This is a genomic window from Acinetobacter sp. 231_lipA (assembly GCF_058243005.1).
In genome coordinates, this window is record NZ_JBZAYU010000001.1 from 3,340,558 (window position 1) to 3,356,635 (window position 16,078).

At 41.9% G+C, this 16,078-nt stretch carries 10 protein-coding genes, 2 tRNA genes and 3 rRNA genes; 5 read left to right on the plus strand and 10 right to left on the minus strand.

Translation table 11 applies throughout. The features are described 5' to 3' along the window. Window positions 1–6: 6 nt before the first annotated feature. Together prmB and AC4CUX_RS16415 are read right to left on the minus strand one after the other, a co-directional pair. Window positions 7–1,017, minus strand: coding sequence for a 50S ribosomal protein L3 N(5)-glutamine methyltransferase (gene prmB, locus AC4CUX_RS16410; RefSeq protein WP_005399400.1), 1,011 nt, complete (start codon window positions 1,015–1,017; stop codon window positions 7–9). A gap of 105 nt (window positions 1,018–1,122) precedes the next feature. Further along, window positions 1,123–1,512, minus strand: a complete 390-nt coding sequence (locus tag AC4CUX_RS16415; protein WP_490792572.1) for a lysozyme inhibitor LprI family protein — start codon at window positions 1,510–1,512, stop codon at window positions 1,123–1,125. A gap of 226 nt (window positions 1,513–1,738) precedes the next feature. On the opposite strand from AC4CUX_RS16415, the gene AC4CUX_RS16420 reads away from it, so the two are divergent. The 5 genes from AC4CUX_RS16420 (at window position 1,739) to AC4CUX_RS16440 (ending at window position 7,587) form a co-directional block, all read left to right on the plus strand. Beyond that, complete coding sequence (locus AC4CUX_RS16420; RefSeq protein ID WP_005399398.1) at window positions 1,739–2,044, plus strand: hypothetical protein; 306 nt, start codon at window positions 1,739–1,741, stop codon at window positions 2,042–2,044. Between the two features lie 157 nt (window positions 2,045–2,201). Next, window positions 2,202–3,575, plus strand: coding sequence for an ABC1 kinase family protein (locus tag AC4CUX_RS16425; protein ID WP_004693012.1), 1,374 nt, complete (start codon window positions 2,202–2,204; stop codon window positions 3,573–3,575). 222 nt (window positions 3,576–3,797) lie between these two features. Then, window positions 3,798–5,093 (plus strand): acyl-CoA dehydrogenase family protein, encoded by a 1,296-nt coding sequence (locus AC4CUX_RS16430; protein WP_005399397.1) that lies wholly within the window; start codon window positions 3,798–3,800, stop codon window positions 5,091–5,093. 17 nt (window positions 5,094–5,110) lie between these two features. Next, window positions 5,111–6,310, plus strand: coding sequence for an acyl-CoA dehydrogenase family protein (locus AC4CUX_RS16435; RefSeq protein ID WP_005399396.1), 1,200 nt, complete (start codon window positions 5,111–5,113; stop codon window positions 6,308–6,310). Window positions 6,311–7,026: 716 nt separating this feature from the next. After that, window positions 7,027–7,587 (plus strand): lytic transglycosylase domain-containing protein, encoded by a 561-nt coding sequence (locus AC4CUX_RS16440; protein ID WP_005399395.1) that lies wholly within the window; start codon window positions 7,027–7,029, stop codon window positions 7,585–7,587. A gap of 176 nt (window positions 7,588–7,763) precedes the next feature. Here the strand turns inward: AC4CUX_RS16440 and rrf are convergent. From rrf to AC4CUX_RS16480, 8 genes are all read right to left on the minus strand, one after another. Then, a 5S ribosomal RNA gene (rrf, locus tag AC4CUX_RS16445) occupies window positions 7,764–7,878 on the minus strand. Between the two features lie 175 nt (window positions 7,879–8,053). Then, window positions 8,054–10,947: ribosomal RNA gene (locus AC4CUX_RS16450) — 23S ribosomal RNA — on the minus strand. A gap of 410 nt (window positions 10,948–11,357) precedes the next feature. After that, window positions 11,358–11,433, minus strand: a tRNA-Ala gene (locus AC4CUX_RS16455). Window positions 11,434–11,501: 68 nt separating this feature from the next. After that, window positions 11,502–11,578, minus strand: a tRNA-Ile gene (locus AC4CUX_RS16460). 61 nt (window positions 11,579–11,639) lie between these two features. Continuing rightward, window positions 11,640–13,177, minus strand: a 16S ribosomal RNA gene (locus tag AC4CUX_RS16465). Together the 16S, 23S and 5S rRNA genes with 2 tRNA genes alongside form the textbook arrangement of a ribosomal RNA operon. Window positions 13,178–13,604: 427 nt before the next feature. Further along, window positions 13,605–14,267: a DUF2057 family protein gene (locus tag AC4CUX_RS16470; protein WP_005401243.1), complete on the minus strand. Its 663-nt coding sequence runs from the start codon at window positions 14,265–14,267 to the stop codon at window positions 13,605–13,607. A gap of 197 nt (window positions 14,268–14,464) precedes the next feature. Further along, entirely contained in the window at window positions 14,465–15,058 is a 594-nt protein-coding gene (locus AC4CUX_RS16475; protein WP_004984621.1) for a nitroreductase family protein, read from the minus strand. Window positions 15,059–15,230: 172 nt separating this feature from the next. Continuing rightward, window positions 15,231–15,917, minus strand: a complete 687-nt coding sequence (locus tag AC4CUX_RS16480) for a nitroreductase family protein (RefSeq protein WP_005401242.1) — start codon at window positions 15,915–15,917, stop codon at window positions 15,231–15,233. Between the last annotated feature and the right edge of the window lie 161 nt (window positions 15,918–16,078).

A 16,078-nucleotide genomic window follows, 5' to 3' on the forward strand; every position in this document is an offset into this window, starting at 1 on the left:
CTCCTTTTATGCTTGAACAGATTGAATGAATAAATCACGGAATTGACGGCATTGAACCGCAGTCAATGCAAAGATTCCTGTACCGCCTTTTTGGAACTGTAACCAGTAAAAATCAACAGTATTAAAGTTTTGGCGCATTGCCCATTCAGAATTACCCACTTCAATCACGATGAGACCATCTTCAGTTAAGTAATCTGGCGCTTGAGCTAACATTTTACGAACCAAATCTAAGCCATCTTGACCTGCTGCCAGAGCCAATTCTGGTTCATGGTGGAATTCTTCAGGTAAATCTGCCATGTCTTCAGCGTCCACATAAGGTGGGTTCGACACGATAAGATCATATTGATTTTCAGCAGGAATTTTGGAGAACAGGTCAGACTCAAGTAAAGCCACTTGATACTGTTTGTCGTGGTGTTCCGAGTTAATTTGAGCCACTTCTAAAGCTTCTTTAGAAATATCTGTTGCATCTACTTCGGCATCTGGGTACGCATAAGCCAGAGCAATCGCGATACAACCTGAGCCCGTACACATATCTAAAATACGTTGTGGCGTTTTTGGATTCGGGTTTTCTGGCAAGTTATTGACTGCTTCACCCATTTGGCCATTTTCACCTAAGCAATAAGGTGCAAAACGGTTTTGAATCAATTCTGCAATCGGTGAACGTGGAATCAGTACGCGTTCGTCGACATAATATGGTTTGCCATCAAAATATGCCAAATTAAGCAAATATGAAGTCGGTACTTTTTCATTAATACGACGTTCTAATAAGCTTAAAACTTCTGTCTTTTCGCTTGGTAGTAGCTTCGACTCTAAGATTTCAGCATCCGCATTCCAATCTAAAGATAAAGTTTGTAAAACCAAAGCTGAGCTTTCAGCAAAATAGTCTTCTGTACCTTGACCTAAATGTGCATCGTATTGACGTAATGCTGTCACTCCAAAACGGATAAAATCACGAATTGTGCTTAAGTTTTCAGCGGCTTCCTGTATATGTTCAGGGCTAATAGTCGGGCGATCCACTAAAGGCGTCTCCAAGGTCATAATAAAAACGCCTTATGATACCCTGTTTTTCTATGATTTATAATGTTTTGATGCACAGCAAACACATTTTCATACGCTTTGCTCTTATTTGCTTATACGGCCTGTAAGTGCTTCGTACATATCTGCACGGGTTTGTGTCATTTGCATCAGACACGAAATACGCTGTAATTCCGTCTTTTCATTTTTCACGATAGGTTTGTTGTTACAAATCTGATCACGCTGCGCCAGCCATTGCTGATGAGACTGTTTAACCAATCCCTGCTCTTCTACAGGAGCCTTCGCTAAATACGGCTTAAATACTTTCTTTAAGCGCTTTTTTTGTACTTTATATTCTTTACTCATGCATGCATCAATTTCACTCAACACATTACCAGTTTGCTTCATGCATGCTTCATATTTTTTAGTTGGACCCATTGCAAAGGCTGAACCACTGAATAATCCCACAACAAGCAACGCACTGAATATTTGTTTCAATTCCTTTCCCCAAAGCAAATTTTCTTCATTCATTTTTTAATCTAGTCATTCACAGCATCTGCGTGCTGCAGCGCTTTAATATAACATCCTATTTTGTATGAACATACTAGCCTCTTATAAAATTTCCACCTCACAGCTTTTTACATGAAGTCACAGGCTTGGCATTGAAACCTGATCAAACAGCCTTATTATAAAGTGAGTTCTTCTGCCAATATTCCCCAAACTTATGAGTTATAAACACAATAATTTAATGGCGATGCGTGAACGCTATTGGAATGACACTGAAAACAATCATGTCGATACTGAAAAAGCTTATTTCCAGAAACTGTTACAGCAGCAAGGGATCTATGAATATGCAACCATTGAGGATGCCCGATACTTCTTTTTTAGCCTACCGAGCATCATCATTGTTAAAGGTTATGCACATGGATTTATGCACCAACCGGTACAAGAAATGATCCTCCAACACATACAAATGCATAAAGATGAATTGATTCAGAAAAATACGCTTAAAGTAAAATTTCGCATGTAACAATCCCGATTAGGCTTTATTTAGATGGTTGCTTAACACTTATGGCCTTTTTTAACTCGAGATTCAGCAAGTTGAACTTTTTTAATACGTGAATACACGATATTATCCGTTACAATCTAAAATGCTGCCCTTGCTGATGAAAGGATTTTACTGAATTATGTCAGATCACAACGATAAGCTTAAACAACTGAAAACCTCCTCTATGGATCGTCGTTTATCGATTGCCAAAGCTTCGTTGCTTGCTGGAACACGTTGGGCTGCGTCTAATGCGACAACTATGTTTTCTAGCGAAGAAGAAAAAGAAAAGAAACGCAAAAAAGCAATGAAAGAACAGGCCGATTATCTTGTTTCTGAAATAGGCAAACTTAAAGGTTCTATCGTCAAAATTGGCCAAATGATGGCGCTTTATGGTGAACACTTTCTACCTGAAGAAATCACGCAAGCCTTAAATACGTTAAATAATCAAACGGTCGCTTTAGCGTGGCCTGCGATTAAACAGCAACTACACAGCCAATTGGGTTCTAAGCTAGATGATTTGACCATCGATCATGAGCCACTGGGCACTGCATCACTGGCACAAGTCCACCGTGCAACGCGTAAGTCTGATGGTTTAGAGATGGTATTGAAAATTCAATATCCAGGCGTTGCTGAAGCCATTGACTCAGACATGAGTCTATTCAAAAACATGCTTAAACTGACACGAATGGTTCCGCAAACACGCGAGTTCGACCAATGGTTCGATGAAGTTCGTGAGATGATGCACCGTGAAGTGAATTATAAAATTGAGGCTGCAACCACACGCCGCTTTGCTGCTCGCTTAAAAGAAGACCCACGCTACATCGTGCCGCAAATTATAGATGGCTACTGCACAGACCAAGTATTGTGTATGACATTTGAGCGTGGTGTGCCGATTAACAGCCCAGTCATGCTGTCTCTTCCGCAAGAACGTCGCAACAAACTTGGCGAAGCATCACTTGAAATTGCGGTACGCGAGATTTTTGAATGGGGTGAAATGCAGACCGACCCGAACTTTGGTAATTACCTCGTTCGCTTAGGCAATGGCAATGACATCTTGGATAAAATCGTTCTGCTTGATTTTGGCGCAATCCGACAGTTTGATGAACATTTACTTGGCGTTGCACGTAAGCTCATTCATGCTGGGTTTAATCATAGTAGTGAAGAAATGGTTCAAGCAATGACAGGCTATGAGTTTTTCGACTCTATCCCTCAAAGCATTAAACCCGATATGGCTAAAGTTTTCTTACTTGCAACTGAAGCATTCAGCAGCCCAAGCAATAACCCTGACTTACCTGCTGGTGTTATGGATGAACACTTTGCTTATGACTGGAAAGCAAGCCAACTTCATAGCCGTGTAATGCAGCAAGCTTCTAAGTCGATGGCATCTCGTTATTTCAGTGTTCCACCGAAAGAATTTATGTTTATCAGCCGTAAATTCATCGGTGCTTATACATTTATGACTGTGATTGAAGCGAAAACCAATGTTCGTGCAATGGTGAAAAAATTTATCTAAAAGTACATTGACCAAAATGACGCGATGTCATTTTGGTCAATTGATCAATCATTTCAATTCCAAACGATTCAACAAAAATATTTAAAAACAAAAGATTAGAGAAATTTAAAGCATACAACCTACCGTTTATCTTTGACAATACATCATGTCAGTCATGACATAGTTATTCGTGTGCCGCTATGTCAGCATAAAACCACAGAATAATTCTGCTGGATGAAAATAATGACAAATATGGTAAATAAGGCGCAGGGATTTGGCTTATCACTGATCACAAAAATGGCAAGTAGCGACGTACTTGACCAATTAAAGCTTAGAAAATTTGTGGAGAAATCGCTTTATCAAGGCTCAAAAGCGGGCTATAAGACTTTATCAAAAACACAAAAAGCCTTTAAAGCCAATAAGGATCTGCATAAACAGCGACTCAACAATCAAGAAAAATCATTATTTGATCTGAGCTATTCAGAAGATCAGCAAATGGCCATCTACACCATGTCACAGTTTGCCGCCGATATACTTTACCCATTAGCCGCAAGTGCCGATCAAAATGAAACTTTTCCAACAGAACTTTGGCAATATATTGAAGAGCTAGGTCTGAACTTTTATGCTTTGCCTGAGGCACTCGGTGGTGTCGCTGCTGAGAAAAATATTCTGAGTAATGTACTTATTGCAGAACATCTGGCCAAAGGTGATTTTAGTTTAGCCGCAGGTATGCTCTCTACCTTTAGTGTGATTAATGCCGTTACACAATGGGGTTCTGAGCAAGTACAAGCTTTATATTTAAATAGTTTTGCGCAAGACAGTAGCATTCGCGCTAGCTTTGCAATTCAAGAAGTTACGCCTGCTTTTAATCCTTACCAGTTAAAAACCAAAGCCATTTCACGTGATGGTCAATATTTTATTCAAGGTGAAAAGACACTGGTACTATTGGCTGAAAGTGCAGATATTTTCCTTGTTAATGCCGAACTTAATGGCCAAGCTGAAGTTTTTATTCTCAGACGGGATGAAAGTATTCAGTTTAAAAAATCTCCCGCTATGGGGCTCAAAGCAACGGAAACAGCAACTTTAATTTTTAATCAAACCCCTGCTTTACGCTTAGGTGATGAAGATTTCAACTACACGGCATTTTTAGACCTCGGCAATTTAATGTGGTGTTCAATGGCGGTTGGCACATGTGAAGCGATCAAAAAATATTGTATTGAATATGCCAATGAACGCACCGCCTTTGGTGAACCCATTTCTCACCGTCAAAGTGTTGCTTTTATGATTGCTGATATGGCCATCGAAATTGACGCCATGCGTATGCTCATCCTAAATGCAGCAAGTCTAGCCGAATCTGGGCAAACATTTCACCGTGAAGCCTATTTAGCACGTTTACTTTGTGCCGAAAAATCCATGAAAATTGGCACCGATGGTGTACAGATTTTAGGTGGGCACGGATTCACCAAAGAACACCCTGTTGAGCGTTGGTATCGTGATTTACGTGCAACAGCGATTGTTCACTCTGGTCTACATGCATAATAAAAAGGAAAACTGGCATGAATTTACAAAACCCTAAAAAATTTAAATTACTGATGGATCAAGCCCACCAAGTGGCCATCAATGTACTTCGCCCTATCTCCCGAAAATACGATAAAGCTGAACACAGCTACCCTAAAGAACTGGATATGCTGGCATCTTTAGTCGATGGTATGAATGAGGGTGGTGAAGGTATGAATGCGGGGGCTGCTGTCGGCAAGCGAGGTACAAATGAACAAGGCAATAAAAATGGAGTGAATCTCTCTACCGCTTTAAGTGTAATTGAAATGTGTTATGGAGATACCGCTTTACTCCTATCGATGCCCCGCCAAGGTCTAGGAAATTCAGCAATTGCAGCTGTTGCCAATGAAGAGCAGTTAGAGCGTTTCAAAAATACATGGGCAGCCATGGCAATCACTGAACCAAACTGTGGCTCGGACTCAGCCGCGATTCGCACCACAGCAATAAAAGATGGTAAAGATTACATCTTAAATGGTGAAAAGATTTTCGTGACTTCAGGAGAGCGTGCTGATGCTATCGTCGTTTGGGCAACTCTGGATAAAAAATTAGGTCGTTCAGCCATCAAATCTTTTGTAATTCCTAAAGGGACTGCTGGCATGAAAGTAGAACGTTTAGAACATAAACTAGGAATCAAAGCCTCTGATACCGCAGTTATTCGTTTAATCGACTGCCGAGTGCCTGCCAATAACCTACTGGGAAATGCAGTAATTGACATTGCTAAAGGCTTTGCTGGCGTGATGGAAACTTTTGATAATACCCGTCCGCTCGTTGCAGCCATGGCTATAGGCTGTGCCAAGGCCTCACTAGAACGCATTAAAGAGATCTTCAGCGATTGTTTAGATCCTCAATATATAACGCCATACTTACAAACGACTCATATTGTGAATCAAATTTATCGTATGGAAGCCGAATGGGAAGCGGCTCGTTTACTGACCTTAAAAGCTGCATGGATGGCAGATAACAAGAAACCGAACTCAAAAGAAGCTTCCATCTCCAAAGCTAAAGCTGGTCGAATTTGTAATGAAATTACCCTTAAGTGCGTCGAACTTGCTTCAACTGTCGGCTACAACGAAGATGAGCTTTTGGAAAAATGGGCAAGAGATTCTAAAATTCTAGATATTTTTGAAGGAACGCAACAAATTCAGCAACTCATTATCGCACGCCGTGAATTAGGAAAGTCATCGAGCGAATTGAAATAATATAAAACGTCCCATTCGGATATGTTGAAGCTATGGTTTCTCTAAATAAAGAATTATGGCTTCACATTGAAAGTACTATGAAATAAGAAATCACTAGACTCAAATTCATGCTATCTAACAACGCCTAAACTTATTTATTGCGCTTCAAAAAAACGTATCACAATCATGTGAGTTTAAATTTATTTAACATGCTTAATAATACATAAATGCTTTTAATTTTATATGCACCCTCACTCTATTTTTTTTAATAGTATTAATAATTATCATCATAAAAAAATAGCCGATGCTGTTTTCTGTTGCGTGTAAATCACTCTTTTTTGAAATTTAAAAGTTTTTTATCAACGTCAGTCATGTCTTTACATTAGGTCTTACATCTTCCTAATTTCCACCCTAATATTTGGAGAATAGCCAGTCTTACAAATTTAGATGCCTAGAAGCTACTTAGGCTATTTATTATAAGCAAGAGGAATTTCTTTGACTGGTCCATACGATCAGGTATGGTAAATTTAAATACTCTGTATTTATGTGACAAAACTGTCTTTGCAAGTGGTTCTACTCACCGCATAAAAATATAGACTTTTGATTAATCACATCTATTTCGCTTAAATAAAGTACGGATTTAACAAAACCATAAAATAGTACCTTCTGTCTCAACTTGACTGTAATTGCACAGCTCAATATGATCTTCTCAGACATTATACCAATGGATATACAGTTTGCTGAATTATCAACGATACTTGCCAACATCTCATATTAAAGCTAAATCTGTTTTAATTTTAACAATAACTTTAATATTTACTGGTTGTGCATCACTAGGTGGCGGTTCGGTTGAAAAGCGTTCAGCAAAATTAGCCAATGGCATTCAAAAGGCATACGCTGTTGAGCCCAATACAGCACTACGTATTGCACCCATGATTGTACAAAGTGCCGATCGCTATAATGTCGATCCATTACTAGTTGCAGCCGTCATAAGACAAGAGTCTAGCTATAGAAATTATGCTGTTTCCCCTGCTGGTGCTATTGGACTTACTCAAGTTATTCCACGCTATTGGCAACAAACCTGCCCTGGCGATTTATTTGAAGAGATTAATAATATTAATTGTGGCACCTATATTCTCGCTAACTATAACCAAAAAGCAGAAAGTTGGCCCAAAGCTTTGGCTTATTATAATGTCGGTCCAACAGGCTACCATTCCAGCTGGAAGATGAAGCGTCAAGGTAAGAAATATGCCAAACAGGTTAAAGCACATCAAGAAAACTTAAAAGATGCTCTATAACCTCTTTTAAATAAGACATAAAAACCAGAAAATGCTGGCTTTTTACCATTTATGCCCTTATAGATAAGCTATTTCACTCGTTCTCTATCTCTTTTTTTATTATCTAACATTATTCAACCTTCCTTGCATAAAAAAATCCCCCTCTGCATTAAGCGGAGGGGGATTTAGAATTAATGAGCTGGCGATGACTTACTCTCACATGGATAACTCCACACTACCATCAGCGCTAAGAGGTTTCACTTCTGAGTTCGGGAAGGGATCAGGTGGTTCACTCTTGCTATTGTCGCCAGCACAACTGTTTATGACTATTCGTTGGGTCTAACCTCAGAGCAGTGCTCTTCGTGCCTAACTTTCATCAAATGAGTTATTAACAGGTATATTTGAGTTGGATATTTTATCTAGCTTTATAACTAAATCAAGTTGTTTGCAGTGATTTGAACCACAACACCAACTGTTTGGGTGTTGTATAGTCAAGCCTCACGAGCAATTAGTATTGGTCAGCTTCACATATCACTATGCTTCCACATCCAACCTATCAACGTCGTAGTCTTCAACGGCTCTTTAGAGGACATAAAGTCCTAGGGAAATCTTATCTTGAGGTAGGCTTCCCGCTTAGATGCTTTCAGCGGTTATCCCTTCCGAACATAGCTACCCGGCGATGCGACTGGCGTCACAACCGGTACACCAGAGGTTCGTCCACTCTGGTCCTCTCGTACTAGGAGCAGATCCTCTCAAATTTCCAACGCCCACGGTAGATAGGGACCGAACTGTCTCACGACGTTCTAAACCCAGCTCGCGTACCTCTTTAAATGGCGAACAGCCATACCCTTGGGACCTGCTTCAGCCCCAGGATGAGATGAGCCGACATCGAGGTGCCAAACACCGCCGTCGATATGAACTCTTGGGCGGTATCAGCCTGTTATCCCCAGAGTACCTTTTATCCGTTGAGCGATGGCCCTTCCATACAGAACCACCGGATCACTAAGACCTACTTTCGTACCTGCTCGACTTGTGGGTCTCGCAGTTAAGCGCGCTTTTGCCTTTATACTCTACGCGTGATTTCCGACCACGCTGAGCGCACCTTCGTACTCCTCCGTTACTCTTTAGGAGGAGACCGCCCCAGTCAAACTACCCACCAGACATGGTCCTCGTCCCGGATAACGGGACAGAGTTAGAACCTCAATATTACCAGGGTGGTATTTCAAGATTGGCTCCACCGAAACTAGCGTCTCGGTTTCAAAGCCTCCCACCTATCCTACACAAGTAAGATCAAAGTTCAATGTCAAGCTGCAGTAAAGGTTCACGGGGTCTTTCCGTCTAGCCGCGGGTACACCGCATCTTCACGGCGAATTCGATTTCACTGAGTCTCTGCTGGAGACAGCGCCCCCATCATTATGCCATTCGTGCAGGTCGGAACTTACCCGACAAGGAATTTCGCTACCTTAGGACCGTTATAGTTACGGCCGCCGTTTACTGGGGCTTCGATCAAGAGCTTCGCTTACGCTAACCCCATCAATTAACCTTCCAGCACCGGGCAGGCATCACACCCTATACGTCCACTTTCGTGTTTGCAGAGTGCTATGTTTTTAATAAACAGTTGCAGGGGCCTGGTTTCTGTGGCTGCCAATAGCTCAAGGAGTAAATCCTATCACCGTCGGCAGCGTACCTTCTCCCGAAGTTACGGTACCATTTTGCCTAGTTCCTTCAGCAGAGTTCTCTCAAGCGCTTTGGTCTACTCGACCTGACCACCTGTGTCGGTTTCGGGTACGATTCCTATGTAACTGAAGCTTAGAGACTTTTCCTGGAAGCATGGTATCAGCCACTTCACTGTACAAGTACAGCTTGCTATCAGTTCTCAGCATACAGTACCCCGGATTTGCCTAAGATACATGCCTACAACCTTCCACCTGGACAACCAACGCCAGGCTGACTTAACCTTCTCCGTCCTCTCATCGCATTACATAGAAGTATTGGAATATTAACCAATTTCCCATCGACTACGCCTCTCGGCCTCGCCTTAGGGGTCGACTCACCCAGCCCCGATTAACGTTGGACTGGAACCCTTGGTCTTTCAGCGTGCGAGTTTTTCACTCGCATTGTCGTTACTCACGTCAGCATTCGCACTTCTGATACCTCCAGCATACTTCTCAATACACCTTCATCGGCTTACAGAACGCTCCCCTACCACTTGCAATAAATTGCAAATCCGCAGCTTCGGCATATAGTTTTAGCCCCGTTACATCTTCCGCGCAGGCCGACTCGACTAGTGAGCTATTACGCTTTCTTTAAAGGGTGGCTGCTTCTAAGCCAACCTCCTAGCTGTCTATGCCTTCCCACATCGTTTCCCACTTAACTATAATTTTGGGGCCTTAGCTGGCGGTCTGGATTGTTTTCCTCTTGACTACGGACGTTAGCACCCGCAGTCTGTCTCCCGGATAGTACTCATTGGTATTCGGAGTTTGCATCGGTTTGGTAAGTCGGGATGACCCCCTAGCCGAAACAGTGCTCTACCCCCAATGGTATTCGTCCGAGGCGCTACCTAAATAGCTTTCGGGGAGAACCAGCTATCACCGAGTTTGATTAGCCTTTCACCCCTATCCACAAGTCATCCCCTGGCTTTTCAACGACAGTGGGTTCGGTCCTCCAGTTAGTGTTACCCAACCTTCAACCTGCTCATGGATAGATCACCCGGTTTCGGGTCTACACCCAGCAACTAAACGCCCTATTAAGACTCGATTTCTCTACGGCTCCCCTATGCGGTTAACCTTGCTACTGAATGTAAGTCGCTGACCCATTATACAAAAGGTACGCAGTCACCGAACAAGTCGGCTCCCACTGCTTGTATGCATGCGGTTTCAGGATCTATTTCACTCCCCTCACAGGGGTTCTTTTCGCCTTTCCCTCACGGTACTGGTTCACTATCGGTCAGTCAGGAGTATTTAGCCTTGGAGGATGGTCCCCCCATATTCAGACAAGGTTTCACGTGCCCCGCCCTACTCGACATCATCATATCAGCCCTTTCGTGTACAGGACTATCACCCACTATGGTTGCACTTCCCAGAGCATTCCACTAAAACTGATATGACTTAATGGGCTTTTCCCCGTTCGCTCGCCGCTACTGAGGGAATCTCAATTGATTTCTTTTCCTAAGGGTACTGAGATGTTTCACTTCCCCTCGTTCGCCTCGTATGACTATGTATTCATCATACGATACCTGCCTTATGACAGGTGGGTTTCCCCATTCAGAAATCTCCGGATCACAGGATATTTGCCGCCTCCCCGGAGCTTATCGCAGGCTATTACGTCTTTCATCGCCTCTGACTGCCAAGGCATCCACCACATGCACTTAATTACTTGACTATACAACCCCAAACAGTCGATCGTTCCTACAAGTGAGAACGTTCAACATTACAGTTTGAAGTACTGTGCACTTAAGCACCGTACAGCTTCAATTCAATTCACATACCAAAACGCTTGATTCAGTTAATTTCGCTAGTAACTCATTTCTTCAATCTTCATCAATCAGTAATAAATCACTGTTAATGTCAATCTTAAAAACGAGTATGAACAAATTATTTCAACTCAAATATATTCTGTTAATGATTTTTCCAGCCTTCGTCAGGTCAGGAAACTGTGATAAATCACAGAAGTTAATAAGCTTCAACTTACTAAATTCTATAATCCAACCTATCTGCGCGAAGCATAGCTTCTTGCTTAAATTTCAAGGAAAAGCCTTAAAGCAGTGCTTTAAGTTTTCTTGTCTTGAAATTTGGTGGAGACTAGGAGAGTCGAACTCCTGACCTCCTGCGTGCAAAGCAGGCGCTCTACCAACTAAGCTAAGTCCCCAGCTTATCAATAAGTCAATGTCTCTGTTTTTCTGTATTCAGCATTTAATAATGCTTGTTAGTCAGATTTGGTGGGTCTGACAAGACTTGAACTTGTGACCCCACGCTTATCAAGCGTGTGCTCTAACCAACTGAGCTACAGACCCTCAGATACATCGTCATGAAGAACAACTTGTTGTGGATTCTTACCAATCGTCAATCTTTCGTTAAGGAGGTGATCCAGCCGCAGGTTCCCCTACGGCTACCTTGTTACGACTTCACCCCAGTCATCGGCCACACCGTGGTAAGCGTCCTCCTTGCGGTTAGACTACCTACTTCTGGTGCAACAAATTCCCATGGTGTGACGGGCGGTGTGTACAAGGCCCGGGAACGTATTCACCGCGGCATTCTGATCCGCGATTACTAGCGATTCCGACTTCATGGAGTCGAGTTGCAGACTCCAATCCGGACTACGATCGGCTTTTTGAGATTAGCATCCTATCGCTAGGTAGCAACCCTTTGTACCGACCATTGTAGCACGTGTGTAGCCCTGGTCGTAAGGGCCATGATGACTTGACGTCGTCCCCGCCTTCCTCCAGTTTGTCACTGGCAGTATCCTTAAAGTTCCCGGCTTAACCCGCTGGCAAATAAGGAAAAGGGTTGCGCTCGTTGCGGGACTTAACCCAACATCTCACGACACGAGCTGACGACAGCCATGCAGCACCTGTATGTAAGTTCCCGAAGGCACCAATCCATCTCTGGAAAGTTCTTACTATGTCAAGACCAGGTAAGGTTCTTCGCGTTGCATCGAATTAAACCACATGCTCCACCGCTTGTGCGGGCCCCCGTCAATTCATTTGAGTTTTAGTCTTGCGACCGTACTCCCCAGGCGGTCTACTTATCGCGTTAGCTGCGCCACTAAAGCCTCAAAGGCCCCAACGGCTAGTAGACATCGTTTACGGCATGGACTACCAGGGTATCTAATCCTGTTTGCTCCCCATGCTTTCGTACCTCAGCGTCAGTATTAGGCCAGATGGCTGCCTTCGCCATCGGTATTCCTCCAGATCTCTACGCATTTCACCGCTACACCTGGAATTCTACCATCCTCTCCCATACTCTAGCTTCCCAGTATCGAATGCAATTCCTAAGTTAAGCTCAGGGATTTCACATCCGACTTAAGAAGCCGCCTACGCACGCTTTACGCCCAGTAAATCCGATTAACGCTCGCACCCTCTGTATTACCGCGGCTGCTGGCACAGAGTTAGCCGGTGCTTATTCTGCGAGTAACGTCCACTATCCTAGAGTATTAATCTAAGTAGCCTCCTCCTCGCTTAAAGTGCTTTACAACCAAAAGGCCTTCTTCACACACGCGGCATGGCTGGATCAGGCTTTCGCCCATTGTCCAATATTCCCCACTGCTGCCTCCCGTAGGAGTCTGGGCCGTGTCTCAGTCCCAGTGTGGCGGATCATCCTCTCAGACCCGCTACAGATCGTCGCCTTGGTAGGCCTTTACCCCACCAACTAGCTAATCTGACTTAGGCTCATCTATTAGCGCAAGGTCCGAAGATCCCCTGCTTTCCCCCGTAGGGCGTATGCGGTATTAGCATTCCTTTCGGAATGTTGTCCCCCACTAATAGGCAGATTCCTAAGCATTACTCACCCGTCCGCCGCTAGGTCAGGTAGCAAGCTACCTTTCCCCGCTCGACTTGCATGTGTTAAGCCTGCCGCCAGCGTTCAATCTGAGCCATGATCAAACTCTTCAGTTAAAAATCATTAGTAGCTTATGGCTACAAATCTTGGCTCATCAATTTTCTGACAAATATTTCTCAAATAAACTTCGAGTAATTTTTACCATTCAATCAATGAAATATTTTCGATCGATCAATCAGTAAAAATCCACACAAGTTGTTCTTCATAATCTCTTAATGATCTTCTTACTGATTCGTCATCAGCAAGACCTTCGCTTTAAGTTATTCACTACATTGCGTTGGTGTCTGCGTATTCTATACAGTTTTATTTGCAGCACAAGAGCATTTAAATAAATAATTTAAAAAAACCATTCGACTGGTTATTTTTAAAGCAAAAAATACGTTTTAGGTTAAATTATGGTCAACATTATCAAGTTATCCACCATATAAATGCGCTATCTAAATAAAAAAAACAGCTAACGCTGTTTTTTTTAGAATGTACCAGCTACTGTGCTTGTTCAGCAAGCCAAGCCATAAACGCTTGGCGTTCAGATTTAGATGCACTTTTCCAAGTATTAATTAATTGTTGAGCATTGCCAGAACTTGTTAAATCTTTTTGTTTATCTGTCCCAGCTTTCGCAACAACAGCTTGTGACGTATAGACCGGTGCAGGTTGTACCACTGTCGTTGCTTTTTGAGTTAGATCGGTTGGTGCATCGCTAAATAAATTTTGAAGAATGCCTGCATTTTGAGTTTTACTGCCCTTTTGCTCAACCAGTAACTGATTTTTGGCATTGTATAGACCAAAGATCGGCTGCTTAGCATAAGCTTTGGCATCATCATGGTTTTGCGGAGGATTGATCAGTGCCAAACGGTAAGACTGTTGGTCTTGTAAAATTGGGGTCTTAATATTTACAATCCCTGAGCGAACGATATCGTGGGAGCCAATACCCGGATGCTCTTCAAAAAACTGGGTATAGCGAACACTGATAATATTTTCACCAGCATCAATATTATATTTATTGTCAGAACTGAATAAACGACTCTTAACCTCTTGCCCATTTAAGCCTTCAATTTTTATTTCCTCTGGAGCAGTAATAGTCACCGCTGAAAATACTGAAGTACTCAACATCAATGCTGCTGTTGCAAGGGTTATGCGTAAGGTCATTTTTACACTCTATCGATGGTTTATTAAAGTTTAGTTGCACTATGCAGTGTATAAATGACAATTTTATGACAATTTCTGAGCTTAGAACCAATTCGCAACTACAATATATATTGCTAAGCTTTGATATTTTAAAGATAAATCCTTAAACAAAAAAAGAGCAGATCTACTCTGCTCTTTTTCATTTTAATGACTAGCGATTAATTGAATGTTTTAAAGCGATCCGCTTCCGCCATAAATGTTTTTTCACCCGCAGGCGCTTCAATCGAACCAAAAACAAGTTGTGCACGAAGTTTCCAATTCGCAGGGATATCGAAGATCTCTGCAATCTCAGCATCTACGATTGGATTGTAATGCTGTAATGACGCACCAATATTTTGTTCAGATAACGCAGTCCATACGGCAAATTGAGCAATTGCAGAAGAATGTTCAGACCAAACTGGGAAATTATCTGCATAAAGCGCAAATTGTTCCTGCAATGATTTTACAACATCTTGGTCTTCATAAAATAAAACCGTACCATAGCCTGCAGCAAAGCTATTAATTTTTGCATTTGTGCCTTCAAAAGCAGCGTCTGGAACAATTTTACGTAAAGTTTCACGCACCACATTCCAAAACTGTAAATGCGACTCACCAAACAAAGTCACAATACGAGAAGTCTGTGAGTTAAATGCAGAAGGACTGTGATTTACCGCTTCTTTAATTACAGATTCAATTTGTTCTGGTGTTAATGCTACATTTTTACCAACAGCATAAATGGTACGACGTTGTTTGATGTGGTCTAAAAATGACATATTATTTTCCTCAGCGATCTCACGATCTTGTTATATGTGATTCATATTCATCATAGCTATAATTTCAAATTTGAACATGCTTAATTCAGCGACATAGTGTCTTAAAAATAGAACAATATGCCATAACATTACAAAACTTGATCTAGAAACCACTACAGATTATTCCGTCTCATTATGCATAGATCATAAAGCGCTCTTCATCTTTATAATGTTCTTTTTCAGCGACTTTTTCTTCTATCGAACCAAAGACCAATTGCGCACGTAACAGCCAATGTTTTGGAATCTCAAAAACCTTTGAAATGTCAGCATCAATACTCGGGTTATAATGTTGTAATGACGCACCCAAACCCGCATCTGCTAAACAAGTCCATACAGCATATTGGGCCATACCAGAAACTTGCTCTGACCAAACTGGAAATTCTGCCGCATCAAAAGGAATTTTCTTTTGTAATTGTTGAATGATCTGCTGATCTTCATAGAATAGAACTGTACCAAATCCTGCCGAGCATTGATCAACCTTGAATTCTGCACCAGCAAAAATATGCGCGGGGACTAACTTGCGCTGCACTTCTTTTACGACATTCCAAAAGTGATGATGTGAATCGCCCATTAAAATCACAATACAAGTACTTTGTGAATTATGTGCCGAAGGACAACTTCGCACGGCCTCTTGGATCAATTCAGCTAAATACACCTGACTTAAGTGCACACGCTTCCCTAAAACATAAATACTACGTCGCTTTTTTAGTTGATCGATAAATGTGGTTTGTTTTAGGTCTTCTGCGTGATTTTTTTTAAATTTTAAGTCTTTGGTTAAATCCGTTGTTAGAACTTGCCCAATTTTATGTAATAAAGCCATACCGTGTTCCCCAAAATGTACAGTGATGCCTATTGTGTTAGACGTTAGTGTAATCTCAGGAGAATCACTTATATTCATTAAGTGATTCCTAAATGTTTGTTTTTAAAACAAACAAATTGAATAAAAAAATAAACTCCGCATTTAGCGGAGTTTATGTGACT

Excerpts from the sequence above, each read along its gene's own strand:
- AC4CUX_RS16480 (WP_005401242.1), bottom strand. The coding sequence starts at position 15,917 with ATGGCTTTATTACATAAAATTGGGCAAGTTCTAACAACGGATTTAACC.
- AC4CUX_RS16475 (WP_004984621.1), bottom strand. The coding sequence starts at position 15,058 with ATGTCATTTTTAGACCACATCAAACAACGTCGTACCATTTATGCTGTT.
- AC4CUX_RS16430 (WP_005399397.1), top strand. The coding sequence starts at position 3,798 with ATGACAAATATGGTAAATAAGGCGCAGGGATTTGGCTTATCACTGATC.
- AC4CUX_RS16470 (WP_005401243.1), bottom strand. The coding sequence starts at position 14,267 with ATGACCTTACGCATAACCCTTGCAACAGCAGCATTGATGTTGAGTACT.
- AC4CUX_RS16420 (WP_005399398.1), top strand. The coding sequence starts at position 1,739 with ATGAGTTATAAACACAATAATTTAATGGCGATGCGTGAACGCTATTGG.
- AC4CUX_RS16425 (WP_004693012.1), top strand. The coding sequence starts at position 2,202 with ATGTCAGATCACAACGATAAGCTTAAACAACTGAAAACCTCCTCTATG.
- AC4CUX_RS16435 (WP_005399396.1), top strand. The coding sequence starts at position 5,111 with ATGAATTTACAAAACCCTAAAAAATTTAAATTACTGATGGATCAAGCC.